Source organism: Phaeobacter sp. 11ANDIMAR09, from assembly GCF_001294455.1.
Taxonomy (GTDB): Bacteria; Pseudomonadota; Alphaproteobacteria; order Rhodobacterales; family Rhodobacteraceae; genus Pseudophaeobacter.
On the sequence record NZ_LIKT01000012.1, the window covers coordinates 102,069 to 128,865 of the forward strand.

23 protein-coding genes are annotated in these 26,797 nt (G+C 59.3%); 11 read left to right on the top strand and 12 right to left on the bottom strand.

Annotated elements, in window-relative coordinates:
- Positions 1-2: 2 nt before the first annotated feature.
- Both AN476_RS12160 and AN476_RS12165 read right to left on the bottom strand, forming a co-directional pair.
- Complete coding sequence (locus AN476_RS12160) at positions 3-305, bottom strand: SelT/SelW/SelH family protein (protein ID WP_054461852.1); 303 nt, start codon at positions 303-305, stop codon at positions 3-5.
- Between the two features lie 6 nt (positions 306-311).
- Entirely contained in the window at positions 312-1,475 is a 1,164-nt protein-coding gene (locus AN476_RS12165) for an acyl-CoA dehydrogenase family protein (protein WP_054461853.1), read from the bottom strand.
- A 78-nt stretch (positions 1,476-1,553) separates the two neighbouring features.
- Between AN476_RS12165 and AN476_RS12170 the strand changes: the two genes are divergently transcribed.
- On the top strand, positions 1,554-2,510 hold the full coding sequence (locus AN476_RS12170) for a GlxA family transcriptional regulator (RefSeq protein ID WP_054461854.1): 957 nt from the start codon (positions 1,554-1,556) through the stop codon (positions 2,508-2,510).
- A gap of 157 nt (positions 2,511-2,667) precedes the next feature.
- Here AN476_RS12170 and AN476_RS12175 read toward each other — a convergent pair whose 3' ends face one another.
- Together AN476_RS12175 and AN476_RS12180 are read right to left on the bottom strand one after the other, a co-directional pair.
- The gene (locus tag AN476_RS12175) at positions 2,668-3,672 is read right to left on the bottom strand and encodes a sterol desaturase family protein (RefSeq protein ID WP_054461855.1); all 1,005 of its coding nucleotides are present in this window, start codon (positions 3,670-3,672) and stop codon (positions 2,668-2,670) included.
- A 120-nt stretch (positions 3,673-3,792) separates the two neighbouring features.
- A complete protein-coding gene (locus AN476_RS12180; protein WP_054461856.1) occupies positions 3,793-4,548 on the bottom strand; it encodes a class II aldolase and adducin N-terminal domain-containing protein in 756 nt (251 codons plus the stop codon).
- Between the two features lie 128 nt (positions 4,549-4,676).
- Between AN476_RS12180 and AN476_RS12185 the strand changes: the two genes are divergently transcribed.
- From AN476_RS12185 to msrA, 7 genes are all read left to right on the top strand, one after another.
- Entirely contained in the window at positions 4,677-5,585 is a 909-nt protein-coding gene (locus tag AN476_RS12185) for a LysR substrate-binding domain-containing protein (RefSeq protein WP_054461884.1), read from the top strand.
- 137 nt (positions 5,586-5,722) lie between these two features.
- Positions 5,723-7,525 (top strand): adenine deaminase, encoded by a 1,803-nt coding sequence (ade, locus tag AN476_RS12190; protein WP_054461857.1) that lies wholly within the window; start codon positions 5,723-5,725, stop codon positions 7,523-7,525.
- Entirely contained in the window at positions 7,522-9,006 is a 1,485-nt protein-coding gene (locus AN476_RS12195) for an AMP nucleosidase (protein ID WP_054461858.1), read from the top strand. Before ade ends, AN476_RS12195 begins: the two co-directional genes overlap by 4 nt.
- A gap of 142 nt (positions 9,007-9,148) precedes the next feature.
- Entirely contained in the window at positions 9,149-9,442 is a 294-nt protein-coding gene (locus AN476_RS12200) for an HU family DNA-binding protein (protein ID WP_054461859.1), read from the top strand.
- Positions 9,443-9,625: 183 nt separating this feature from the next.
- Entirely contained in the window at positions 9,626-10,498 is an 873-nt protein-coding gene (locus AN476_RS12205; RefSeq protein WP_054461860.1) for a DMT family transporter, read from the top strand.
- 145 nt (positions 10,499-10,643) lie between these two features.
- Entirely contained in the window at positions 10,644-11,093 is a 450-nt protein-coding gene (gene msrB / locus AN476_RS12210; protein ID WP_054461861.1) for a peptide-methionine (R)-S-oxide reductase MsrB, read from the top strand.
- Positions 11,090-11,605: a peptide-methionine (S)-S-oxide reductase MsrA gene (gene msrA, locus AN476_RS12215; RefSeq protein ID WP_054461862.1), complete on the top strand. Its 516-nt coding sequence runs from the start codon at positions 11,090-11,092 to the stop codon at positions 11,603-11,605. The genes msrB and msrA overlap by 4 nt, the downstream gene beginning before the upstream one ends.
- A gap of 70 nt (positions 11,606-11,675) precedes the next feature.
- On the opposite strand, the gene AN476_RS12220 is transcribed toward msrA, so the two are convergent.
- The 4 genes from AN476_RS12220 to mtgA form a co-directional block, all read right to left on the bottom strand.
- Complete coding sequence (locus AN476_RS12220; protein WP_054461863.1) at positions 11,676-13,682, bottom strand: hydantoinase/oxoprolinase N-terminal domain-containing protein; 2,007 nt, start codon at positions 13,680-13,682, stop codon at positions 11,676-11,678.
- Positions 13,683-13,751: 69 nt separating this feature from the next.
- Complete coding sequence (gene queG / locus AN476_RS12225; RefSeq protein ID WP_054461864.1) at positions 13,752-14,804, bottom strand: tRNA epoxyqueuosine(34) reductase QueG; 1,053 nt, start codon at positions 14,802-14,804, stop codon at positions 13,752-13,754.
- A gap of 103 nt (positions 14,805-14,907) precedes the next feature.
- Positions 14,908-15,573, bottom strand: coding sequence for a glutathione S-transferase family protein (locus tag AN476_RS12230; protein WP_054461865.1), 666 nt, complete (start codon positions 15,571-15,573; stop codon positions 14,908-14,910).
- A gap of 70 nt (positions 15,574-15,643) precedes the next feature.
- Positions 15,644-16,384 (bottom strand): monofunctional biosynthetic peptidoglycan transglycosylase, encoded by a 741-nt coding sequence (gene mtgA / locus AN476_RS12235; protein WP_054461866.1) that lies wholly within the window; start codon positions 16,382-16,384, stop codon positions 15,644-15,646.
- A gap of 159 nt (positions 16,385-16,543) precedes the next feature.
- Here mtgA and AN476_RS12240 point away from each other — a divergent pair, with 159 nt between their 5' ends.
- The gene (locus AN476_RS12240) at positions 16,544-17,299 is read left to right on the top strand and encodes an FkbM family methyltransferase (protein WP_054461867.1); all 756 of its coding nucleotides are present in this window, start codon (positions 16,544-16,546) and stop codon (positions 17,297-17,299) included.
- A gap of 116 nt (positions 17,300-17,415) precedes the next feature.
- On the opposite strand, the gene gltB is transcribed toward AN476_RS12240, so the two are convergent.
- Genes gltB through AN476_RS12255 form a run of 3 tightly spaced genes read right to left on the bottom strand, consistent with a single transcriptional unit; the run spans position 17,416 to position 23,875 of the window.
- The gene (gene gltB / locus AN476_RS12245; protein ID WP_054461868.1) at positions 17,416-21,963 is read right to left on the bottom strand and encodes a glutamate synthase large subunit; all 4,548 of its coding nucleotides are present in this window, start codon (positions 21,961-21,963) and stop codon (positions 17,416-17,418) included.
- Positions 21,960-22,397, bottom strand: a complete 438-nt coding sequence (locus AN476_RS12250; protein WP_054461869.1) for a GFA family protein — start codon at positions 22,395-22,397, stop codon at positions 21,960-21,962. The genes gltB and AN476_RS12250 overlap by 4 nt, the downstream gene beginning before the upstream one ends.
- A gap of 32 nt (positions 22,398-22,429) precedes the next feature.
- On the bottom strand, positions 22,430-23,875 hold the full coding sequence (locus tag AN476_RS12255) for an NAD(P)-dependent oxidoreductase (protein WP_054461870.1): 1,446 nt from the start codon (positions 23,873-23,875) through the stop codon (positions 22,430-22,432).
- A gap of 251 nt (positions 23,876-24,126) precedes the next feature.
- Here AN476_RS12255 and AN476_RS12260 point away from each other — a divergent pair, with 251 nt between their 5' ends.
- Entirely contained in the window at positions 24,127-24,933 is an 807-nt protein-coding gene (locus AN476_RS12260; protein ID WP_054461871.1) for an undecaprenyl-diphosphate phosphatase, read from the top strand.
- A 96-nt stretch (positions 24,934-25,029) separates the two neighbouring features.
- Here the strand turns inward: AN476_RS12260 and AN476_RS12265 are convergent, their stop codons facing one another.
- Positions 25,030-26,019: a complex I NDUFA9 subunit family protein gene (locus AN476_RS12265; RefSeq protein WP_054461872.1), complete on the bottom strand. Its 990-nt coding sequence runs from the start codon at positions 26,017-26,019 to the stop codon at positions 25,030-25,032.
- A gap of 244 nt (positions 26,020-26,263) precedes the next feature.
- On the opposite strand from AN476_RS12265, the gene AN476_RS12270 reads away from it, so the two are divergent.
- Positions 26,264-26,695 (top strand): globin domain-containing protein, encoded by a 432-nt coding sequence (locus AN476_RS12270; protein WP_054461873.1) that lies wholly within the window; start codon positions 26,264-26,266, stop codon positions 26,693-26,695.
- Positions 26,696-26,797 lie beyond the last annotated feature (102 nt).

Below are 26,797 nucleotides of genomic sequence, written 5' to 3' on the forward strand. Positions count from 1 at the left end.
GTCTATTCACCACTTTTGTTCCGGTCCAGATGACCGAGATCCTGTTGCGGATTGATCTGGTCACGCACGCGGGTTTTCAGCTCTTTCACATCGGGAAATCCGCCGTCGCGTTTACGCTCCCAGATCAGTTCATCATCGACTGAGATCTCAAAGATCCCGCCAACCTCTCCCGGCACCAAGGTCACGCTGCCCAGCATATCCTGAAAGGTGCTGAGCAGTTCCTGCGCCATCCAGGCCGCTCGTAACATCCAGTTGCAGCCAATGCAGTAAGTAATGGTCACCTTGGGTTTTTGGGGAGTGGTCATCGCGTATCAGCCTCCAAGCGCGCGTAGCATTTCCCGGCTGATGATATGACGTTGGATCTCGCTCGTCCCCTCCCAAATGCGTTCAACCCGCGCATCGCGCCAGATGCGTTCCAACGGCAGCTCATCCATCAAACCCATGCCACCGTGGATCTGGATCGCCTCATCCGCGACCATGGCCAGCATCTCGGTTGCTTTGAGTTTGGCCATGGACATGTCAGATTCAGTCACAGTGCCCTGATCGAACTTCCAACCCGCTTCCCAGGTCAAAAGATTCGCCGCCTTGAGCTCCAGCGCCATATCCGCCAGCTTGAAAGACACGCCCTGGAATTTGCCGATCTGCTGGCCAAATTGTTTACGCTCGGCGGCATATTCGACCGAATGCTGGAGCGCCCGCTCCGCCCGGCCCAGACAGGTTGCCGCCACCTGTAGGCGAGTTGCACCCAGCCAGGTGTTGGCCACATCAAAGCCCTTGTCGACCTCGCCCAGGATGGCCGAGGACGGCAGTCGGCAGTCGTCAAACTCCAGCACCGCATTGGTATACCCCCGGTGGCTGACATTGCCGTAGCCGTCCCGCACCTCAAAACCGGGCGTGCCCTTGTCGACAAAAAAGGCGGTGATCTTTTTCTTGGGTCCGCGCGGCGTATCCTCTACTCCGGTCGCCATAAAACAGATGGCAAAATCGGCAATGTCGGCATGGCTGATGAAATGTTTGGTGCCGTTCAGGATCCAGTCATCGCCATCCTGACGCGCCGTGGCCTTCATGCCGCGCAGGTCCGACCCTGCATCTGGCTCTGTCATCGCCAGACAATCCCATTTTTCGCCCTTCATGCAGGGGAACAGGTATTTCTCTTTCTGCTCTTCGGTGCCGGCCAGCAAAATGTTCGAAGGCCGCGCCACCCCGGTCCAGTGCAGCGCATAATTGGCGCGGCCCAGTTCCTTTTCGTACATAAGCCAGCTGAGCGTATCGAGCCCAGCCCCGCCCACCTCTTCGGGCATGTTTGCGGCATATAGGCCGGCCTCCATTGCCTTGGCCTGAACATCCTTGATGACATCCATATCCAGATGGCCGCTGCGTTCGATTTCCAGCTCATGGGGGTAGAGCTCTTTTTCCACAAAGGCACGGGTCGTCTCGACGATCATTGCCTGTTCTTCTGTCATGCCAAACTGCATCGCGCGTATCCTTCTCTTTGACTTGCCGATCAGTCTAGCGCTGCGCTAGGTTCTCTTCGTGCAGCTTGGGATGATTTCATGCAGAGTTGGGAGAAAGATAACGCCGCAGTGCAGCAGGTCGATCTGCTGCTGTTTGACGATTTTTCAGGTCATTGTCTGGCCAATACGGTAGAGCCGATGCGTGCCGCCAATACCCTGGCTGGACGTCCGCTTTATGCCTGGCGTTTTGTGACGCTGGCTGGGGCTTCGGCCACCTCTTCGGCCGGGATGGAAGTCAGCCCCGACGCCAGGCTGGCCGATTGTCGTGGCGAGATACTGATCGCGCTGCCCAGCTATCGCTACCGCCGTTTTGGCAGCCAGGCCGTGCTGCGCGGGTTGCGGGCTGCGGAAGAGCGCTATGCCACCCTGGCCGGGTTTGACGCCGGCGCCTGGCTGCTGGCGGCCGCCGGACTGCTGGACGGGCGCAGGGCCACCATCCATTGGGAGGAACTGTCCGGCTTTGCCGAGGATTTCCCCCAGGTCGACGCCCAGCGCCTGCGCCATGTGCAGGATGGCAACCGCATCACTTGCTCTGGTGCGTTGGCGGCCTTTGATCTGATGATGGATCTGATTGGCCAGAGCCACGGCCCTGCCCTGCGGCTGGAGGTCGCCGCCCTGTTCATGAGCCCGGAAGTCACCGAAGCCCCGGTTCAAGCCACCAGCCAGACTCTGGCGCGCAGCCGATCGGTGGCCCGCGCCCTGTCGATTATGCAGGAACATATCGAGGCCCCGCTGAGCATCCGTGAAATTGCCCGCCAGGTGGGGCGCAACCGCAAGGACCTGGAACAGCGCATGAGGGCTCAGCTGGGGGCAACACCGCAGGCGATCTATCGGCGGCTCCGGCTGATACAGGCCAGAAAGCTGGTGTTAGAGACGGATTTGACCGTCGCCGAGGTCGCCCTGCGCGCAGGATACGAAGACCCCAGCGCCATGACCCGCGCCTATCGGCAGGAGTTTGGCGCCACCCCACGCCAGATGCGGAGCAACAACCAGTAGGCTTGCCGCCGCAACCTTCAAACTCGGCTCAGTTTGTATCATGGCATTGATCTTGCGGGCAAAATAGCAAAGGTCTGTCGCGTCAGCGGCGGACACGCGCCTGCCCGCCCCACGGCGGGCGCGTTCCGCTCCCGCCCGGGCAGACGCTTCGCGTAATCTAGCCAAACATCCGCTTCTTGCGTGCGCGGGTTTCAGCGGTGGCCTGGGCGCTGCCATCGTGGAAAGTGCCAAACCAACGGTCCCAGGGCATTTCCTGATTGCCATAGTTACACTCGTAATAGCGGTGGTGCAGCTGGTGATAGAAAGTGCCCAGCGCCAGCCAGCGTTTGTCCTTGATCAGCAGATCCTCGTATCCCGTGTGGGTCATTGCGGCGCCCGGCCCCTGGAAGACGATGTGAAAGTAGAGGTGGATCGGGTGGCTCGCGACCACCCAGTGAATGCAAAGCGTGGTCAGATAGATGAAATGCTCCACCGGATGCATGGAAAACCCCGACCAGGGACCGATATTGACGTTACGGTGGTGCAGCGAGTGCACGCGTTTGTACAGAAACGGCTGATGCAGTAGCCGATGCACCCAGTAGAAATGAAAGGCCGACCACATCGGCAGGATCACCAGAAAGGCGACAAACCAGACCGGGCTGTCAGCAAAAGTGATCATCGGCGTATAGCCATTGGCCATCAACCACATGGTCACCACCTGAAACCCAGTGAGCTGCAACACACCCGAGCCGAGGCTCCAGAACATATTGTCTTTCACCTGATCGCTGAAATCCCACAGCTTGTTGTTGCGGCCCTGCTCGCGGCGCTCGAATTTCAGCTTTTTGCCCTGGCCGCGCCGCATGTAGAAATACCAATGCAACCCTCCGGCCACGCCAAAAATCATCACAAAATTCACCAGCCAGATCTGTAGTATCCAGCCCAGCGCAAAACTCTGTGTCACCTCCAGGGACGGGTAGAACAGCCACCACAGCACGATGGCGAGCACCAGCATCAAAACCCGCTCGCTCAGCGTGAGCCAATTGCGCATCAGCCAGCGCAGCAAAAAGGCCGGGTTGGGCGGCCACTGAAAGATCGACGGGTTGGTCAGCGGCAGATCAGGATGATAGTTCCAGTCGCGGCCCATATCCTGCATCTGTTCTGTGCTGTCTTTGTTGTCTGGCATGGTCTGAAAATCCTCGTGCTGGACTGTTCCTGGCCTTAGGCACAGCCTATCTGGCCCCGCGAAAGTCACGCGGGAGAGAGGCAATGCCTAGTTTAGAGCCTGTTTTACCGTGGTCTGTGCCTAGCTGGTGTAGGTTGAACCTTCACTGTCGAGGATCAGCTTGATCTCTCGCAGATGCGCCTCGGCCTGAGAGGGATAATCCTCCAGCTCCTGCGCAGTCTTCTCAGCGATTTCATGCGACAGAATGCGCAAAGGCTGCCCCGTCTGAAGCGCTCGAATATAGGTCTCGGCTGCGCGCTCAAAATAGTAGAGACGATTCAGAGTATCCGCCGGGTCAGAACCAATCACCAACACTCCGTGGTTTCCCATGATCATCACCTTTTTCTTGGGGTCGGTCAGCATCGCCGCACAACGCGCGCCCTCATCTTCAAAGGCCAGACCGCCATAGCCATCATCAATCACATAGCGATTGAAAAAGGTCGCAGTGTTCTGATCAATCGGCGGCAGGGTGCTGTCGGCCAAAGAGGCCAGAACCGTGGCGTGGATCGAATGCACATGCATCACGCAACGCGCCTGCGGACAGAGCCGATGGATGGATCCATGCAGACCCCAGGCGGTGGGATCGGGCGCGCCGGGTTTCGTCATGGTGTCGGGATCATTGGCATCCAGAAACAACAGGTTTGACGCGGTGATGCGGGCAAAATGCATCTGATTGGCATTCATCAAAAACTGCGTGCCATCCGCATTCACCGCCAGGCTAAAGTGATTGGCCACCCCTTCGTGCATGTTGAGCCGCTCGACCCAGCGAAAGCTTGCGGCCATATCCACACGCTCCTGCCAGTGGTCGATATTGGCACGCAGTTCTGTAACGCTCATCTTTGGGCTCCTTGGGTGATGCCGCTTGGCATATTTGGGTTTCTCAGAACCTGAGCCGCAAAGCCCTCTTTGACCAACGAAAAATTTACCGCCTTGCCATTAGTTCAACTTATGCCAAACTTATGAGTATGAAAAACTCACTCCCGCCCCTTGGCTGGCTGCGCACCTTTGAGGCCGCTGCCCGGCATCTCTCTTTTACGGGCGCTGCGCGCGACCTCAATATGACGCAAAGCGCTGTAAGCCAGCAGATCAAAGGGTTGGAATCGCATCTCGGCAAAACCCTATTCCACCGCCGCCCGCGCGCCTTGGAGCTGACCCCGACCGGCACCACCTATCTGCCGGTGGTGCGCGAGGCTTTTCGCACCCTGACCAATGGCACCCGCGCCATATCCGGGCCCCAGACAAATGTGGTGCAGGTGCAGTCCAATATCTCTTTTGCGGTGCAATGGCTGTCGCCTCGGCTGGGCCGTTTCTATGACGCGCACCCGGATGTTCTGCTGAATATCTCAACCGAGATCTGGGAACCGCGTGACATGGCGGAAGGCGCCGATGTAGAGATCCGCTTTTCGCTCGGCCTGGCGGATACGGTGCGTGGCGAGCTATTGCGCCGGGATCATTATTATCCGGTCTGCGCCCCTGGCTATGAGGTCAGCTTGGACACCCTGCACCAGCACCGGCTGTTTGACTGCGCCAATCTGATGGCCAATTTCCCTGCCTGGGCCGAGGATCAGGGCCTGCCCTGGCCCAACCCGCCGGTGACCTATACCACCACCTATATGGCCTGCCTGCCCGCTGTGGTGGCCGGCGCCGGTGTTGGCATGGCGCATGACATCATGGCGGGCGACCTGATCCGGCAGGGGAAACTGATGGCGCCCTTTGACCACCGGGTGCCCGTGCCCGAAGCCTATTATCTGCTGCTCTCAGCCCCGGCGGAACACTCCCCTGGCGCACGTGCCTTTGCCGATTGGCTACGCCGCGAGATGGCATTGGAGCACGGTGGCGGCAAAGACTGGCCTGCGGATCTGCTCCGGAGCTGATCTAACAGTCCCGAAGCAGGCAGTATTGCGCACAGCTCTGTGGTGGCTGTCATCCTCTTGCCATATCAATAGGTCTTTTAGCTGGAACAGCAAAGTGCAGGGCTTGCGCTCTGCTGCGCAATCAGAACAATTGGCACATGACAGAGAACGCATTCCCCAGTTGGCCCGACACCGCCCCAGAGTTGATCAATGTAGCAGCAGGGCGTGCGCCCGCCGATACGGTGATACGTCAGGGTAAATGGGTAAATGTTCACACCCGCGAGGTGCTGGACGGTCACGACATCGCCATCAAAAGCGGCCGCATCGCCTATGTTGGACCCGACGCCAGCTATTGCACCGGCCCCGACACCCAGGTGATCGAGGCTAATGGCCGCTACATGATGCCGGGTCTGTGTGATGCCCATATGCATATTGAGAGCGGCATGCTGACGCCGGCCGAATTTGCCCGCGCCGTGATCCCCCATGGCACCACCACAATGTTCACCGACCCGCATGAGATCGCCAATGTTCTGGGGCTAGAGGGCGTGCGGTTGATGCATGACGAGGCCCTGTTGCAGCCGGTCAATATCTTCACCCAGATGCCGTCCTGTGCGCCCTCAGCGCCGGGGCTGGAGACCACAGGTTATGAAATCAGCGCCGAGGATGTGGCCGAAGCGATGCAATGGCCCGGTATCATCGGCCTTGGAGAGATGATGAATTTCCCCGGCGTTGCCAATGCCGACCCCAAGATGCTGGCCGAAATCGCCGCCACCCAGCGGGCTGGTAAAACCGTCGGCGGGCACTATGCCTCCCCTGATCTGGGGCCCGATTTTGCTGCCTATGTGGCCGGCGGTCCGGCAGATGATCACGAGGGCACCTGCGAGGCCGACGCCATTGCCCGGATGCGTCAGGGTATGCGTGCCATGGTTCGGCTCGGCTCGGCCTGGTATGACGTCGAGGCGCAGATCACTGCCATTACCGAAAAGGGCCTGGACCCACGCAACTTCATTCTCTGTACCGATGATTGCCATTCCGGAACCCTGGTCAATGACGGCCACATGAACCGAGTGGTGCGCCATGCCATTGAGTGCGGCTGCGACCCTTTGATCGCCATCCAGATGGCCACCATCAACACCGCCACTCATTTTGGCCTGGAGCGCGAGCTTGGCTCGATCACTCCGGGGCGGCGCGCCGATGTGATCCTGACGTCGGACCTGACAGAACTGCCGATTGAGCTGGTCGTGGCGCGTGGGAAAGTCGTCGCTGAATCAGGCTCTATTACAGTCGATTGCCCACATCTTGACTGGCCCGAAAGCGCCCGTGGCACCGTCCATTTGGGTCATGAACTCAGCGCCGCAGATTTTGAACTGAAGGCCCCTGAAGGCGCCAATGCCATCACCGCCAATGTCATCGGCATGGTGGAAAACCAGGCCCCGACCAAGGCGCTGAAGGCGGAACTGCCGGTGCGTGACGGGTTGGTCGAAGGTGTGGGCGCGACCTGCCAGATCGCTCTGGTCGAACGCCATCGCGCCACCGGCGGCGTCACCAATGCCTTTGTGTCGGGCTTTGGCTATCAGGGCAAAATGGCCATGGCCTCGACCGTGGCTCATGACAGCCACCACATGATCGTGGTCGGCACCGACCGGGATCAAATGGCGCTGGCTGCCAACCGCCTGGCCGAAGTCGGTGGCGGTGTCACCATCTTCCGCGATGGCAAAGAGCTGGCACTGGTGGAGCTGCCCATTGCCGGGTTGATGTCCGACAGCCCCGCCACCGAGGTGGCCGCCAAGGCGCAGAAACTGGGCGAGGCGATGGAGGCCTGCGGCTGCGCGCTCAATAATGCCTATATGCAGCACTCCCTGTTGGCCCTGGTGGTGATCCCTGAACTCAGGATCTCGGACCTTGGCCTGGTGGACGTGCGCACATTTGAGATGATTCCGGTGATCGAGCCCCTGACATGACACCAACAGCCCCAGCAACAGATATCAAACACCCCGGCATCCCCGCCCCCGAGAGCTTTACCGATGCTGCCGCCGCCGTAGCCCGGCTGGAACAGCTCTATGAACAGGCCACAACCTTTCTCTGTGAAGAGTTCATGCGCAGCATGGCCGCAGGCACCCAAGGGGATCAGCGCATTCGCGCCTTTTACCCAGAGATCCGCTTTACCACCTCCAGCTTTGCCCAGGTGGACAGCCGTCTCAGCTTTGGCCATGTCTCGGCACCGGGCACCTATGCCACCACGGTGACGCGACCGGATCTGTTCCGCAATTACTTGACCCAGCAGATCGCGCTATTGATCAAGAACCACGGCCAGCCCGTCACCATTGCCGCATCAGACACGCCAATCCCGGTGCATTTTGCCGTCGCCTCGCGCCCGGATCTGACCGTGCCGCAAGAGGGCGCTGCCGGATTCACCCTGCGCGATGTTTTTGATGTACCGGACCTGTCGACCACCAATGACGATATCGTCAATGGCACCTACAAATCTGAGGATGGCATCGGCCCGCTGTCGCTGTTCACTGCCCAGCGCATTGATTATTCACTGGCGCGGCTGTCGCATTATACCGCCACGGATGCCGAGCATTTCCAGAACCATGTGTTGTTCACCAACTACCAGTTCTACGTCGCCGAGTTTGAGGCCTATGCCCGCGCGCAGCTGGCCGATCCGAACTCCGGCTACACCAGCTTTGTCAGCACCGGCAATCACCAGATCACCGATGCAGAGGCCGAGATCCCCGCGATCGCCAAACTGCCGCAGATGCCGACCTATCATTTGAAACGCGCCGACGGCAAAGGCATCACCCTGGTCAATATCGGCGTCGGGCCCTCCAATGCCAAAACCGCCACCGATCATATCGCGGTCCTGCGGCCGCATGCCTGGATGATGGTCGGCCATTGCGCGGGCCTGCGCAATACCCAGGCGCTGGGGGATTTTGTCCTCGCCCATGCTTACTTACGCGAAGACCACGTGCTGGATGATGACCTGCCGGTCTGGACCCCGATCCCGGCGCTGGCGGAAATCCAAATTGCACTGGAGCAGGCGGTTGCCGAGGTAACCGAGTATGAGGGCTATGACCTCAAGCGCATCATGCGGACCGGCACCGTCGCCACCATCGACAACCGCAATTGGGAGCTGCGCGACCAGTCCGGCCCGGTGCAGCGGCTCAGCCAATCGCGCGCCATCGCCCTGGATATGGAGAGCGCCACCATCGCCGCCAATGGCTATCGCTTCCGGGTTCCCTACGGCACCCTGCTCTGTGTGTCTGATAAACCGCTGCATGGCGAGCTGAAGCTGCCAGGTATGGCCTCTGATTTCTATCAGACACAGGTTGCGCGCCATTTGCAGATTGGCATAAGGGCAATGGAACAGCTCAGATCCATGCCTTTGGAACGCCTTCACAGCCGAAAACTGCGTTCCTTTGACGAAACCGCCTTCCTCTGACGCGAGTTTTCCACTGTTTTCTGCAAAAAACCGCTGGTTTCTATGGTGTTTTCTAACACAACACGTTGTGTTCCTACACAACATAACGATAATGTTGCGCGATGAGGCCCCATAGTTCGGGCAGTTTTAAGGAGATCTGAGAATGTCCAAACCAATGACAAAGACCCAGCTGGTTGCAGCTCTGGCTGAGGAAATGGGCGAAGACAAAAAGACCGCAGGTGCGGCTCTGGAAGCCGTCTGCGCACTGATCACTCGCGAAGTGTCCGGCGGCGGTGCCGTGACACTGCCCGGCGTTGGCAAAATCTATTGCCGTGAACGCCCCGAGCGCGAAGTGCGCAACCCTGCCACAGGCGAGAAGTTCATGAAAGAAGCCGATAAGGTCGTGAAAATGACCATTGCCAAGGCTCTGAAAGACAGCGTCAACGGCGAAGCGTAATCCCAAAACTCCGGATTACCGCTATCGAGATCAGGGTCGCCGTTGGCGGCCCTTTTTTGTGCCCGCAGATCCGTCCGCTGGGGGACATGCCAATCCTGTGCCCCCCGCACGAATATGCATTCCCACAGGGTACTTGCCTTGCTAAAGACCTGGGACAGTCATCAGCCCCAGGGAGACACCAGTATGGATCTACGCGCAGTTGCCATGGGGCTCGCCTTTGCTTTCATGTGGTCATCGGCCTTCACTTCGGCGCGGATTATCGTGATGGATGCCTCGCCGCTGTTTTCCCTGGCGGTCCGCTTCCTGATCTCGGGCTTGATCGGCGTCGGGATTGCCCTCGCCCTGGGCCAGACCTGGCGGCTGACCCGCAGCCAGTGGCGGGCCACCCTGATCTTTGGCCTCTGTCAGAATGCGCTCTATCTGGGGCTCAACTTCGTCGCCATGCAGTGGATCGAGGCCTCTTTGGCCGCCATCATTGCCTCCACCATGCCACTACTGGTCGCGCTGGCGACCTGGGCAATCTATGGGGACAAGCTCAAACCGCTAGGCATCATCGGCCTGATGGCTGGGGTTGCAGGTGTGGCCCTGATCATGGGAACCCGGATCAGTGCCGGGGTTGATCTCTTTGGTATCCTGCTCTGCGTCATTGGCGTTCTGGCGCTTGCCATTGCCACGCTGGCGCTGCGCGGCGCCACCTCGGGGGGCAACTTCATGATGGTGGTGGGGCTGCAGATGCTGGTTGGATCGGCCATCCTTTTTGTCGCCGCGCCGCTGACCGAAGAGATATTTGTCAATCCAACCCTGCGCCTGGGTCTGGCCTTTGCCTATACCACACTGGTTCCCGGCCTGATGGCGACCTTTATCTGGGTGCTCCTGCTCAACCGTATTGGCGCAATCCGTGCCGCCACCTTCCACTTTCTCAACCCGGTATTTGGCGTGGCCGTTGCCAGTGTCCTCTTGGGCGAAAAACTGGGGCTGCTGGATATCATTGGCGTGGCCGTCGTAACCCTGGGCATTCTGGCGGTGCAACTGTCACGACAAGCCACACCGCAATAATCGACCCGGCCGGAAACCCTCGCTGCGCCACACGGAAACGCGAGCAGGATGAAACCTGCTTTGCTTTTTGCGCGCGGCACCCCATCTTTGCCTCAAGAGCGAACAGACCGGCCCGAGCCAAAGGTCGCAGATGACGGAGAGACCCATGACCAGATACCACAAAGACCCGGCAGCCATTGCCGCCCTCTCGGAAGAAGAATTCTACGTCACCCAGAACGCGGGCACCGAACGTCCTGGCACCGGCAAATTGCTGGCGAACAAGGACGTCGGCATCTATGTCGATATCGTCTCGGGTGAACCGCTCTTTGCCTCGGGGGACAAATATGACTCAGGCTGCGGCTGGCCCAGCTTTACCAAACCGATCGAACCAGCCTATGTGAGCGAGCTGGAAGACCGGACATTGGGCATGCTCCGCACCGAGGTCCGCTCCACCCATGGCGACAGCCATCTCGGCCATGTCTTCCCGGATGGCCCGGCCGACCAGGGTGGATTGCGCTACTGCATCAACTCCGCCTCGCTACGGTTCATTCCCCTGGCAGAAATGGAGGCCGAGGGCTATGCAGATTACATCAACCAGGTGGAGGAAAGATCATGAGCACAAGTGAACGCGCCGTTCTGGCTGGAGGCTGTTTTTGGGGCATGCAGGATTTGATCCGCAAACGCAAAGGCGTACTGCAAACCCGCGTGGGCTATACTGGCGGCGATGTCGCCAATGCCACCTATAAAAACCACGGCACCCATGCCGAGGGTATCGAGATCATCTTTGATCCTGCGCTGACCTCCTATCGAGAGCTGCTGGAGTTCTTTTTTCAGATCCACGACCCCACCACGCAAAACCGCCAGGGCAATGATCTCGGACTAAGCTATCGTTCGGCCATCTACTATGTAGATGAAGCCCAAAAGACGACGGCTCTGGACACCATTGCCGATGTCGAAGCCTGCGGCCTGTGGCCTGGAAAGGTGGTGACAGAAGTTGAAGCGGTCAGCGATTTCTGGGAGGCCGAACCAGAACATCAGGACTATTTGGAGCGCCGCCCTGATGGCTACACCTGCCATTTTGCCCGCCCCGACTGGGTGCTTCCCAAGCGCAGTACGGCAGCAGAATAGCCCAAGTTAGAGCCACATTTTTGGCAAAGACCCGCTCTCATCCGAGCGGGTCTTTTGCCTTTCGTCTTGCTCAATCCTTGGCAACACGCGGACGGCCACTGGCCTCCACGGTCAACATCGCTTCTACAAAAACCTCACGGGCTTCCACCTCGGCCATACGGATATCGCGGGTCACATGAATATGGATATCCTCCGCTCCCGCTGCTTCCGCATCTGCACCTGCCTGTTGCCGTAGGGTCTGCTCCAGCACTTGCAGGGCCTCCTGCGACGCCAAAAAGTCCTGCGGCGCGCTGTCCAGATGCACCCGAAACTTGCCCTCGGCCGGCGATGTCACGCTGCCGCTGCGCCGCATGGTGATACGGCCGACAACAGCGCCAATAGCATTGGCCACTCCCGCATGTTCCGGCAACAGCATTCGGCATTTCAGCCGCTCACCCACCGCCGGGTAATAGCAGGGCGCTGAGGCCCCAAGCCCCACCACATCGATGTTCACCGCAACCTCCATCGACAAAATGCCACGATGCGACGCCAGCCCCCGCTGTGTGAGCACATGACGCGCCAGCTCTGCAGGGGAGAGGGGGAATTCATCGGCCTCTTCGGCAAAAGCAGACTCTAATAAGGTCAATGAAGTCTGTTCCGTCAGTTGATCCACGATCATCTGCGCCAGGGTCTGAGCATCCGAGGCCAGGCTTTCACCGCTGCCAACACGGCGCCGGGCAAACAGCGTCAGTGCCTTTGCCGCCGCCTCTGCATCCCAGGCGGCAACCCGGCCCAGCACATGGCTGGCATCAGATGGGGTCACACCACAGACCTGCACCAACCCACGATCCACCAAGCGGCTCAGCGCCCCCTGTTCCATCCGGGTGCGCAGGATGGCTCCTAGGGGGTGCACCTCGGTGCCAATACGGCCCAGCAGCACATGTTCGCGCTCTCCCAGCCCGGCTGCGGGCAGGCCCAAAACCGCGCGCACAAATTTTCCGTCATGTTCACCCACCACCGGGGCGAGCAGCTGCTTGTCTAGTGTCGCATGCACCAGCTCGGGCGCCTCTGCCGCAATCAATGAAATTGGCACAACCCTGCGTGGGCCAAGCGTCACGCCACCCCGCATACCGCTGGTCTGAATATGCACCTGGCTGTCCCCGCCCAGCCCCGTGGTCCGCATCGCCACCGCTTCGACCATAGTGCGAAACTCGCCAACCCGCGCGCCTGCAGGGTCAATGGCAGGCTTGCCGTCGCGGATCAGCGCCACATCCGTGGTGGTTCCGCCAATATCGCTCACCAGAGCGTTTTCTGCTCCGGTCATCCAGCGCGCCCCCACAATTGAAGCCGCCGGGCCGCTCAGAATGGTCTCGATGGGACGCGCACGGGCCTGCTCGGCGGACATCAAGGCCCCATCGCCGCGCACCACCATCATCGGCGCCGTGACACCAAGATCCACCAGAGTGTCCTGCGCCCGGCCAATCAGCCGGTCAATCATGCCAATAAGGCGCGCATTCAGCACCGCAGTCACCGCCCGCTTGGGCCCATTGAGCTTGGCTGACAATTGATGCGAACAGGTCACCGGCGCCTGTGTCATCTCGCCAATGATCCGCGCCACTTCCAGCTCATGCGCCGGGTTGCGGGTGGCAAAGACCGAGGCCACCGCAAACCCCGAGACCCCGGCCGAATGTGTCTCCAAAAAGCCTCTCAGCGCCTCAATATCCAAAGCACAGGCTTCCGCTCCGGCATGGTTATGCCCCCCCGCCAGGACCAAGGCCGGGTCACCTTTCAGCGCATCCTTCAGCCCGTGGCGATCCAGATCAGCCTCGCTAAACCCGACATAGATCAGCGCAACGCGCCCGCCCTGCCCTTCGACCAATGCATTGGTTGCCAGCGTAGTGGACAGCGCCGCCATCGACACCTCCGCCGCGGCACAGCCGGACTGCACCAGCACCGCGCGGATGGCGCCCCCCACCCCAATAGCAAGATCCGCCCTTGTGGTCAGCGATTTGGCACTGGCGATCACCTCTTTCTCGTCGCGGATCAAAACCGCATCCGTGTAGGTTCCGCCTGTATCCACACCCAAAAGCAACGCCATTTCAATAGTCTCCAACCGGTTCGCCCAACCGGTCTAACGCCTATTTGAGACAGGTCCATCCTGTTTGCGTCACGAAAGCCGCTGAACCGCCCATTGCGCCGCATCCGCCACCGTTGGGTCAGGATCTTCGGCCAGGCCCTGCGCCACCCCGCGCAACTCTGGCCTGCCCGAGTTGCCAATGGCATATAGCACATTGCGCACAAAGCGATCCCGGCCTACCCGCTTGATCGGTGAACCGGCAAAAAATGCCCGAAAGCCCGCATCATCCAGCAGGGCCAGCTCCGCCAACTTCGGCGCCTGCAGCTCGGCCCGGGCCGCATAGCGCAGGTCACTAGCCGCCACGGCAAATTTATTCCAGGGACAGGCCGACAGGCAATCGTCGCAGCCATAGATCCGATTGCCCAGCTTGCCGCGCAACTCTTCGTCAATTGGTCCTTTGTGCTCAATTGTCAGATAGGAAATACAGCGCCGGGCATCCATTTGATAGGGCGCGGTAAAGGCCTCGGTGGGGCAGGCCGTCAAACAAGAAGAACAAGAGCCGCAGCGATCCGGCTCAGCACCATCCACCGGCAGATCCAGCGTGGTAAAAACAGAGCCTAGAAAGGCCCAATTGCCCCAGTCCCGGCTCACCAGATTAGTGTGTTTTCCCTGCCAGCCAAGCCCTGCCGCCTGCCCCAGCGGCTTCTCCGGCACCGGCGCGGTATCGACAAAAACCTTCACCTCAGCCGTCTCATCCTCCGCCCTGGCCTCTTCAATCAGCCAGCGCGCCAGCCGCTTCAGCCGCTTCTTGACCAGATCATGATAGTCCTTGTTGCGCGCATAGACCGAAACAGCGCCGCGATCAGCACAGCCGACCACCGCCATCGGGTCTTCTTCCGGGGTGTAACTCTCTGCCAGCATGATGACCGAGCGCGCCTCTGGCCACAGCACGCTAGGGTCGCCACGCCAATGGCTGCGCTCTGCCATCCAGCCCATCTGCCCATGATAGCCCTGGTCCAAAAACTGCTGCAGCCGCTCCGCAACCTGCGGCACATCCCAGGGGCGACAGATCCTGCAAGAGACAAACCCCTCTACCAGAGCCTGTGCCACCAACCGCGCCTTCAGTTCGGATCCGCTTTTCATTTGGCCAAAAATATCCTCGGGGGTGAATTGCCTTTGTCACAAAGGCAAGAGGGGGCAGACAGCCCCCTCAGTCTCGCATCTGCAAAGCGCAAAGACCAGCCGCTCAGAAATCAAGATCAGCGTAATGGGCCGGGGGACGAAATCCCGAGATTTGATCCGCCAGAATCGAGCGAAAGGCCGGCCGGGATTTGATCTTGGCGTACCAGTCCTTGACCACAGCCGAGCGGTTCCAGTCCACATCTGAGATATAGTCCAGCGAAGACAGATGCGCAGCGGCGGCAAAATCCGCCAGGCTCATCTGATCGCCCGCCAGCCAGCGCCGATGATCCAGCAGCCAGGTCATGTAATCGAGGTGATACTTGATGGCCTTGGCCCCGGCCTTGACGTTTTTACTGTCCGGATAGCCCTCTCCGGTGACCTTTTTATTGACCCGCTCATACAGCAGCTTCGAGGTCACTTCCGAGTGAAATTTGTCATCAAACCAGCTGATAATCCGGCGCACCTCATAACGACCATCCGGATCGCTTGGCATCAAAGGCGGGTTGGGCCGGGTTTCTTCCAGATATTCGCAGATGGCCGAACTCTCTGACATCATCTTGCCGTCCAGACGGATGACCGGCACCTTGCCGGCCGGGTTGCGACGCAGAAAATCCGGGTCCGCTTCCCAATAGCGTTCTTCCACCAATTCTACTTCGATCTTCTTTTCCGCCAAGGACAGGCGGATCTTCCGACAGAATGGGGAAAGCGGGACATGATAGAGACGTGCCATAGGGTCTTTTAGAACTCCGGGTCGAGCGTGCAAGGGTCTGTTTCAGAGATGCCCTGTACGCGGCAAAACTTCAATCCTCGAAACAGCGCGCCCGCCCATCTGCGCGGATGGTGGCCGCCCCATCGCGAATTCCAGCAGCACGGCGTTTGACTTTGGCACTGGGGCGCGCGGCCGACCGCTGCTTTGGATTGGGCAAGACCGCCGCAATCAAAGCCGCCTGCCGCGCCGTCAGCGCATCAGGACCAACACCAAAGTAATGTCGCGCGGCGGCCTCCGCACCAAAGATGCCCTCATCCATCTCCGCCACATTCAGGTAGACCTCCAGAATGCGCCGCTTGCTCCAAATCGCCTCGACCAACAGCGTCAGCAGGGTTTCCAGCGCTTTGCGCCCCCAACTGCGCCCCTGCCAGAGAAAGACGTTCTTCACCACTTGCTGCGACAGGGTCGAACCGCCGCGCCGCCCGCCTTCAGCCAGTGCAGCTCGAATAGCCCGCACATCTATGCCCCAGTGCTGACAGAACCGTGCGTCTTCGGCCGCCACAACAGATCGCGCCAGGACCGGGGAAATATCTTCGATCGGAACCCATTCCTGATCCACATCCCCCAGACGGCGCTTTTCGCTCCAGATTGTATGGGTGGTGGGCGGGTTCACCACCGAAAACAGCAGCACCAAAAGCGTCGCAATCAGGGCAAAAGCCAAAACGCCCCGCAGGATCCAGCGCCGCAGCCAAAGCAGCGGAGACGCCAGACGCGCTTTGATCCAGGACCTGCTTGATTTGGTCTTTTTGTTTTTCTTTGCTGCCTTTGCCATATCTCTCTATAGGATAGCCCGCGCCCCGGAACCAACCAGGAAAACGGATCTGTCAGCATCCAGTGCAACAGATTGCCTATTTGGGACAATGCAAGTTTGCTCTGTTGGTTCAATGACACTACTACATAGGAAACTTCGCTTAGTTATTAGGAGCTCACCTTGAGCACATCCACGTCTTCGCCGCTATTCTCCCGTAAGTTTGTCCGAAAAGCCCGCTATGCTGAGCTTTTGGCGCGTGAACATGGATATTTTGATTTTGAGTTTCTAAAGGAAGTCCCCGATGAATACCGCAACAGCTGCTTTGGCCTTCTGTCAGCCTCCAAGGCACAGCTGCGCCAGGATCTGTTTGCCCTGATCCAAAGTGATTTCAAGAGAGAGGGTTTCTTTGTCGAATTCGGCGCCACAGACGGGGTTGAACTGAACAACAGCCACCTTCTGGAGAAGCAGTTTGGTTGGTCGGGGATTCTCGCGGAACCTGCCAGAGGTTGGCACAGCGACCTAAACAGAAACCGCAACTGCATCATCGACAAACGCTGTGTCTGGTCGGTCACGGGTGAGAACCTCAGGTTCACCGAGGCACCGCGAGGAGAAAATTCAGCCATCTCCTCTTTTACCAAGACTCGGCGCAAACTGCGGGGACAGAATTACGACGTTGAAACCATCTCGCTGAATGATCTGCTGGACAGCCACAACGCACCAGCACACATCGACTACATGTCTGTGGATACCGAAGGCAGCGAGCTGGATATTCTTTCGGCCGTTGACTTTGCGCGTTGGAGCTTTGGGTGCCTGACTGTAGAGCATAATTTTGCCCCCCAACGCGATGGCATCCACGCTTTGCTCACCGCCAATGGCTACACCCGTGTTTGGGAGAAGGTCTCGCGGTTTGACGACTGGTACATCAAAACCCCCTGATCCCCCACCAGACTGGGGCTTGCAGAACTGATGTAGAATTTTGAAAAAGCCCCGCAAGCTGGATGCTTGCGGGGCTTTCTATTGAGTGCGGCTCATTGAAACCGCGCTGTCAGAGCTTACTCGGCCGGAACCGCCTCTTGCTCCAGGCTCAGCGGATGGGCCAGCTTGTCGAGCATCTCGGTGGGGCAGACCTGCAGGAAGTTCACCTTCTCAAGATCCCAGTTTTGCAGGATCTCAGAAGCCTTGCGGCTCCCAGTCTCTGCCACATGCTGCTCGACCAGCGATTTCAGCTGGCTCTCCCAATGTTCCACGGTCACCGGGCAGGTCACCAGGCCTTCCATGTTCATCATGGTCTCGGCCTTGCCTTCAGGATCATAGAGATAGGCCATGCCCCCCGTCATACCGGCACCAAAGTTGGCCCCGATGCTGCCCAGGATCACGGCAACGCCACCGGTCATGTACTCACAACCACAGGCGCCACAGCCCTCAATCACCACCGATGCGCCCGAGTTGCGCACGGCAAAGCGCTCACCAGCGCGGCCCGCCGCAAAGAGATAGCCATCCGTCGCCCCGTAGAGCACGGTATTGCCGACAATAGTGTTCTCGCTGGCGGTCAGCGGCGAAGACATCGGTGGACGTACCACAATGGTGCCGCCCGACAGACCCTTGCCCACATAGTCATTGGCATCGCCCGAGACCTCCAGCTTCAGCCCTGGGGCTGCAAAGGCCCCCAGTGACTGACCGGCCGAACCCTGCAGTTTCACCGTCAGGTGATCCGGCTGGAAAGCATTGCGCATGCCAAAGTTGCGCACGATATGGCTCGACGTGCGGGTGCCCACGGACCGATGGGTGTTCTGCACCGCATAGGACAACTGCATCTTTTCGCCATCCTGCAGGAAGCGGGCCGCGTCGCGGACGATTTCGCTGTCCAGAGTATCCGACACCGCGTTGCGATCCTTGTCGCGGTTGTAGACAATATCAGCCGCGCCATCGACGGTGATCAGCAGTGGGTTGAGATCCAGATCATCCAGATGTGCCGACCCACGGGAGACCTGCGCCAGCAGATCCGCGCGGCCAATCACCTCGTCCAGGCTGCGCGCCCCAATGGCGGCGAGGATTTCCCGCACTTCCTGCGCATAGAAGGTGATCAGGTTCACCACTTTGTCAGCATTGCCGGTGAATTTACCGCGCAGCGCTTCGTCCTGGGTGCAGACCCCCACCGGGCAGGTGTTGGACTGGCACTGACGCACCATGATGCAGCCCATGGCGATCAGCGCAGCGGTGCCGATGCCATATTCCTCAGCGCCGAGCATGGCTGCCATGACAATATCGCGTCCGGTGCGCAGACCGCCATCGGTGCGCAGGGTAACGCGTTCGCGCAGGTTGTTCATCGCCAGCACCTGATGCGCCTCGGTGAGGCCCATTTCCCAGGGCAGACCCGCATATTTGATCGAGGTCGCAGGCGAGGCCCCGGTGCCACCGTTGTGGCCGGAAACCAGAATGACATCGGCCTTGGCCTTGGCCACGCCAGCCGCAATGGTGCCCACACCCGAGGAGGCCACCAGTTTTACGGTCACCTTGCAGCGCGGGTTGATCTGTTTCAGATCATAGATCAGCTGCGCCAGATCCTCGATCGAATAGATATCGTGGTGCGGCGGTGGCGAAATCAGGGTCACACCTTTGGTGGAGTGACGCAGACGGGCAATCAGGTCGGTGACCTTCATGCCGGGCAGCTGGCCACCCTCGCCGGGCTTGGCGCCCTGGGCCACCTTGATCTCCAGCTCTTCGCACTGGTTCAGATATTCCGCGGTCACACCAAAACGACCCGAAGCCACCTGCTTGATCTTGGCGCTTGGGTTGTCGCCATTGGGCTCTGGCACAAAATGCGCCGGATCTTCGCCACCTTCACCGGAGTCGGATTTGGCACCGATGCGGTTCATCGCCACGTTCAGGGTCTTGTGCGCCTCAGGGCTCAAAGCGCCCAGCGACATGCCTGGGGTGACAAAACGTTTGCGGATCGAGGTGATGCTTTCCACCTCTTCGATCGGAACCGCCTTGCCCATGGGCTTGATGTCCAACAGATCGCGCAGATGGATCGGCGGGTTCGACTGCATCTTGGCGGAATACTGCTTCCACATCTCGAACGAGGCGCGATTGCAGGCCATCTGCAGCATATGCATCGAGGTGGCTTCCCAGGCATGGGTCTCGCTGGATTTGCGCGCCTTGTAGAAACCGCCGATGGGCAGGATGTTTTCTTCGCCCCCCCAGCCTTTTTTGTGGATTTCCTCGGCCTTGACCTGAATACCGCTGACACCAATGCCAGAGATCCGGCTGGTCATGCCAGGGAAGAACTCGGCGCACATGGCGCGGCTAAGGCCAACGGCCTCAAAGTTCAGACCACCACGATAGGAGGACACCACCGAGATGCCCATCTTGGCCATGATCTTGAGCAGACCCTGGTCGATGGCCTCGCGGTAGCGGGCAACGTTTTCGGTGAGGGTGCCATCCAGCAGCCCACGCTCGATACGGTCGGCCAGCGAATCCTCGGCCAGATAAGCGTTCACCACGGTCGCGCCACAACCGATGAGCACGGCAAAGTAATGTGGATCGACACATTCAGCAGCCCGCACGTTGAGCGAGCAGAAGGTGCGCAGCCCTTTGCGGGTCAGATGCGAATGTACGGCAGAGGTCGCCAGGATCATCGGCATCGCCACCCGGGTGGCATCGGAATACTGATCGCTCAGCACCAGATGGCCAGCGCCTGAACGCACGGCATCTTCGGCCTCGGCGCGGATACGCTCCAGCGCTAGGCTCAATGAGCCCTCGGCAGGGTCAAAAGAACAGTCAATTTCTGCCAGCGGCGCGTTGAACTGGCCGACCAGCTTGTCCCACTGCGCATTGCCGACAAAGGGGCTTTCCAGCACCACGATCTCGGTCTGGCTGCTGTCTTCGTCCAGCACGTTCTTCAGGTTGCCAAAGCGGGTCTTGAGCGACATCACCCGGAATTCCCGCAGGCTGTCGATGGGTGGATTGGTCACCTGGCTAAAGTTCTGGCGGAAGAAATGCGACAGCGGGCGGTACTGTTTCGACAGCACAGCCGACGGCGTGTCGTCCCCCATCGAGGCCAGGGTCTCTTTGCCATCTTCTGCCATTGGCGACAGGATTTGTTCCAGCTCTTCGATGGTATAGCCCGCAGCCACCTGACGGCAGCGCAGCTCATCACCGGTGAAGATAGGTGCTTCGGTCACGGTTGCCAGGGTGGCATCCACATCGTTGATTTTGCCAACCCAATCGCCAAAGGGCAGCGCCGCCGAGAGCTTGTTCTTGATCTCGGTGTCGTGGAACAGTTTGCCCTTCTTCATGTCGACAGCCAGCATCTGGCCGGGCCCAAGCGCGCCTTTTTCCACCACGGTGGCCTCATTGATCGGCACCATGCCCGCCTCAGACCCGGCAATCACCAGGCCATCGCCGGTGACCACATAGCGCATGGGGCGCAACCCGTTGCGGTCGAGACCGGCGCAGACCCAGCGGCCATCGGTCATTGCCAGGGCGGCAGGGCCATCCCAGGGTTCCATCACCGAGTTGCAATAGGAATACATGTCGCGCCAGGCCTGGGGCAGCTCAACCGCCTGTTTGGACCAGCTTTCGGGCACCAGCATGGTTTTCGCCATCGGTGCCGAACGTCCCGCACGCACCAGAACCTCAAACACACCATCCAGGGCCGCCGAATCGGAGGCACCGCCTGCAATGATCGGCTTGATGTCTTCGGCATGGTCGCCAAAGGTGGCGGAGGCCATGCGGATTTCATGGCTCTTCATCCAGTTGACGTTGCCGCGCAGGGTGTTGATTTCACCGTTATGGGCCAACATGCGGAAAGGCTGCGCCAGCCACCACTGCGGGAAGGTATTGGTGGAATATCGCTGGTGATAGATGGCAAAGGCGCTCTCAAAACGCTCATCCATCAGATCGGGGTAAAACACCGCAACCTGCTCGGCCAGCATCATGCCTTTGTAGATGATCGAGCGGCAGGAGAGCGAGGCGAGATACAATTCGCCAATGCCCGCAGCGGCTGCCGCCTTCTCGATGCGGCGACGGATCACATAGAGTTCGCGCTCAAAGGTTTCCTCATCCACGCCCTTGGAGTTGGAGATCAGGATCTGTTCGATTTCGGGGCGGGTCGCATTGGCCTTTTCGCCCAGGCAGGTCACATCGACGGGCACATGGCGCCAGCCGTAGATGTAATAGCCCATGCGCAGCACTTCGGTCTCGACGATGGTCCGGCAGGTTTCCTGGGCGCCAAAATCGGTGCGCGGCAGAAAGACCTGACCAACCGCCATCAACTGATTGACACGGGGCTCGTGGCCGGTGCGTTTGATCTGGTCGTAGAAGAACGGAACCGGGATCTGCACGTGGATACCTGCGCCATCGCCGGTCTTGCCATCGGCATCAACAGCCCCGCGGTGCCAGATCGCTTTCAGCGCATCAATGCCCGCCTCAACCACGCTGCGGCTGGCCTTGCCATCCACCGCAACCACCAGACCTACACCACAGGAAGAATGCTCTTCTGCTTCGGTATAGAGACCATTTTCAGCCATCCACTGGCGCTTGGCTTCTTCGGCGCGCACCCAGTCCGCGTCATATTTGACTGCATCATGCTTGGTCATTGGTTGTCTCCTTCTGCCGATGGGCGAAACGCTGCCATTACATCCGCTTCGGTCATCTTCCGTTGCGGTCCTGCAAAGGCGTAGCCCTCGGGTTTCTTATCGATATAGAGTTCCAGGCTGAGAGTGCTCTCGCCTGCATTGTCAAAAAGGCCAGCTGCCATCTGGGTCTGGCCGTGCATTTTTCCGGGCGCCGTAATGCGATACCAAAGAGCCGATCCACACTCCGAGCAAAAAGCGCGTTCAGCCCAGTCAGAAGACACATAGGTCTTAACCGGACCAAGCGCGGCATAGCCAGGAGAGGCCGGAAGTGTCATCAGCATCGAGCTGGTCCAGCGGCGGCACATGTCACAGTGACAGGCCCCCAGGGAGTGACGCGCCGGTGTCATCGAGACTGTGACGGCGCCACACATGCAATGTCCGTGCAATTCACTCATCGTCCTGGCTCCCTTGCGGTGGCTTTACCTGGTTACTCCGCTGCGACCGAAGCAGCAGCACTGTTGAAACGCGCGACCAGGGCATCGGCGCAGTCGCGCCCGTCCTTGATCGCCCAGACCACCAGCGAGGCACCGCGTACAATATCGCCAATGGCGTAGACGCCCTCCAGATCCGTGGCCCCGGTACGGAACTCCGCCTTGACAGTGCCCCAGCGGGTCACCGGCAGGTCGGGTTGACCCCAAAGGGTTGGTAGCTCTTCGGGCTCAAAGCCCAGCGCCTTGATCACCAGATCAGCCTCTTCCACGTAATCGGCACCCTCAATCACCTCAGGCGCCTGACGGCCTGTGGCATCGGGCTGGCCCAGACGCATCTTTTGCACCATCACGCCAGACACCTTGCCACTGTTGTCGGCAAAGCCTTTGGGCGCGGTCAACCATTCAAACTGTACGCCTTCCTCTTCGGCATTCTGCGTCTCACGCTGCGAGCCAGGCATATTGGCGCGGTCACGACGATACAGACATTTCACCGATGTGGCCCCCTGTCGGATCGAGGTGCGCAGACAGTCCATCGCGGTGTCGCCACCGCCGATGACCACAACCTTTTTGCCCTCCGCATTCAGCGTGCCGTTTTCAAACTCTTCCACGGTATCGCCAAAGTTCGACGCGCGGTTGGCGGCGGTCAGGAAGTCGATCGCTTTGACGATTCCGGTCGCACCAGAGCCGGGCATTTCCAGATCGCGGGATTTGTAAACACCTGTGGCGATGATCACCGCGTCATGCTTGGCGCGGATCTCATCAAAAGAGATATCTTCACCGATGTTGCAGTTCATCACAAAGGTGACACCGCCATCGGCCAGCAGCTGATTGCGCCGCATGACCACGTCTTTTTCCAGCTTAAAGCCGGGGATGCCATAGGTGAGCAAACCGCCCGCGCGATCATAGCGATCATAGACGGTCACCTGAATACCCGCCTTGCGCAGCATATCTGCCGCCGCCAGACCACCGGGGCCAGCCCCAATGATGCCAACGCTTTCAGAGCGCTCCTGTGACGGGGCATTGGCCTTGACCCAGCCTTTGTCCCAGGCGGTATCGGTGATGTATTTTTCCACCGCGCCGATGGTCACGGTGCCGTGGCCGGATTGTTCAATCACACAATTGCCTTCGCACAAACGGTCCTGCGGACAGATGCGACCGCAGATCTCGGGGAAGGTATTGGTGGCCTGGGAGGTCTGATAGGCCTCTTCCAGACGGCCAGTGGCGGTGAGGCGCAGCCAATCGGGAATATTATTGTGCAGCGGGCAATGGGACTGGCAATAGGGCACACCACATTGGCTGCACCGGCTGGCCTGCTCTTCGGCCTTAGCCGCAGCAAATTCCGAATAGATCTCGTCAAAGTCTTCGCGACGGGTGTCAGCGGCACGCTTTTGCGGCATATCGCGATCGATCTTCACGAATTTGAGCATCGGTTGCTTGGCCATGGGCGAACTCCCTGTTTTGGCTGGCTGCGACAGGCTCAAATCAGAGCGCTACGCGTATTGGTCAATATTGCTGACCTAATTTGGTCATCATCTCCCTCTGATACTGTTTCCTTCAGGAATGTACAGTAATTTTAGATCCGATTCGGACCTAAAATCTTTCCTTCCCTATCTGACAGCAAGATTTATACAGAAAGCGATTACATTTGCCCGGCGACGACTCAACCCAAGCCCCTCTTTCAGGACTTCATTTTATGCCGTTTTTCCAGCTTGTACTTGTCGCGCTGATCCAGGGAATCACCGAGTTTCTGCCGGTGTCCTCCTCCGGGCACCTGATTCTCCTGCCAGGGCTGACGGGCTATGCGGATCAGGGACAGGTGATTGATGTTGCTGTCCACCTGGGCACCCTAGCAGCCGTGGTGATCTATTTCTGGCGCGATGTGCGCATGGGACTGGTCGGCCTTCCCCAACTTGCCCGCGGGCGCGCTGAGACTGAGGGCGCGCGACTGGCCCTGGGCCTGATCATTGCCACCATGCCCACGGTGCTCTTTGGGGCCTTTCTGCATTTCACCGGGTACAGTGATGCGCTGCGCTCCCCAGCGGTGATTGGCTGGACCATGCTGGTCTTTGGCATCGTGCTTTATGTTGCCGACCAAAAGGGGGAGGAGGCCAAAACCGCAGGCGACTGGGGCATCCGCGATGCGCTCCTCATGGGGCTGTGGCAGATGATCGCGCTGATTCCCGGCACCTCGCGCTCCGGGATCACCATCACAGGCGCCCGGCAACTGGGCTACAAACGTGAGGACGGCGCCCGTATCGCCATGCTGATGTCGATTCCCACCATCATTGCCTCAGGCGTGCTGCTCGGCACCGAAGTCGCACTGGAGGCCAATATGGCGCTGATCCGCGATGCCGGTATCGCCGCGCTGCTGGCCATGCTCTCGGCGCTGGCAGCGCTCAGCCTGATGATGCGGCTGCTGCGCTCGGTCAGCTTCACTCCCTATGTGATCTACCGGGTGATCCTGGGACTGGTGCTGCTGGGCTACGCCTATAGCGCCTAAAGCCCCGCAGCCGCCTCTCCCCCAAAAACGATCAAAACAAAAGGGCGCCGGATCTCTCCGCGCCCTTTCAAAATTGCATCCCTGCCAGATCTAAAATCAGGCGTCGCCCTTGAGGTTGCGCGCCGAGGCGGTCATCTCGTCATACTGACCTGATGGGCGGAACTTCCACAGATAGCTGGGCAGGATCGGCCCCATCCGCTCTGGTGTGATACCAAGATCGGCAAAGCTCTTGGCCTCTTCGGATACGATATTGTCCACCCCCAGGCTCTTGAGCTGGTCCCGGCTCAGCACCTTGTTTTCGATCAGTTGCAGGCTCACAGCCTGCAGCATGTCAAACCCAAAAGCCAGCGGCCAAACCGCAAAACCCGGCAGCGACAGCACAAGACGACGCCGCATGATGACATCACACATCTGGCGCATCAGCTCCGCAAAGCTCTTTACCTCTGGGCCGCCAAGCTCATAGATGCCAGGCGCTACATCGCCCAGGACACCCTTAACCGCGGCGCGGGCCACATCATCGACATAGACTGGCTGAAACAGGGTCTTGCCCTTGGCGATCGGCAGCAGCGGCGACAGGCTCGCCATGCCGGCAAAGCGGTTGAAGAACTCATCTTCGGCACCAAAGATAACCGAGGGGCGCAGGATCACCGCACCGGGGAAATAGCCACGCACGGCCTCTTCGCCCAGCGCCTTGGTGCGGGCGTAATCGCTGGGCCCTTCGGCATCCGCGCCCAGAGCCGAGATATGCACCAGCTGTCCAATCTCTTGCTTTTGCGCAATCCGAGCCACCCGTGCGGCACCATCGACCTGAACCGCGTCAAAGCCGTTCTTGCCATGGGCGTTCAGAATACCAACGCAGTTCACCACCGCATCTGCGCCCTGCATGGCGGTTGCCACAGAGGCATCATCACGGATGTTGCACAGAACCGGTTCGACCTGACCCGGAACGCCATAGGGTTTGACATGCATGGCTTCGTTGGGTCGACGTACGGCAACCCGTACCCGCCAGCCCTCTTTTGCCATGCGGCGCGCGATGTAGCGGCCGACAAAACCAGACCCGCCATAAATCGTGACCAGTTTGGACATCTCTTGGCTCCTGCAATTAGCTATGGCTCCGATCTACCGTTCCTGCGCCTTTCAAACAAGGCGCAAACGTCGGGCCGCGACTACAATGCGTGCAGAATCTGCATTTGCAGTTAAGAAATGTGCCCCAAGGTTTTATTTGCCTTGCCTTACATTCAGAAATAGCAATGAGTCTTAGTGGATTCGATTAAAAGCTTTTAAAAAATACACCTTTAACCCTCATTTTGACATGCAAGGACCAAATCAAATGGAAGCCTCTACCTGCAAAGCTCTGGTGCTCCGCAGCTTTGAAAGCGAACGAATGGATCTCGAGGCTTTCATTCCTCTTTTCTACAGCAATTTCTTTGAGGCTTACCCGGAAGCGCGCGCCATCTTTCCAACGGACACCGAGCGTCTGGAGGCAAAGCTGCTTGCCTCGCTGACCCATATTGCCGAAGCCCTGGAAAGCAGCGAGCGGCTGGACGGTATCCTCAGCGAGCTGGGCCAGAAACATCGCAGAATGCAAATCTCTGACAGCCATTTTGACGGTTTCATTCAAAGCTTCATTCGCAGCCTCGCCACCACCCTTGGGCCCGAGTGGAGTGACCAATCCGACGAGGCCTGGAGCCAGTTCCTGCGATATGTCGCCAAGCGTATGAGCTTCTTAGAGACCCCGGAAACCGCGGCAATCAGCGGCTGATTGCCACCCTTCAGGCCCGTTTGGCGGCGCCCCCTATCGGCAGGCAGCAGAGTTTTTGCAAAAATGTCAAAAATCCGTTTGACGCCCCGGGCGCTGCGGCCT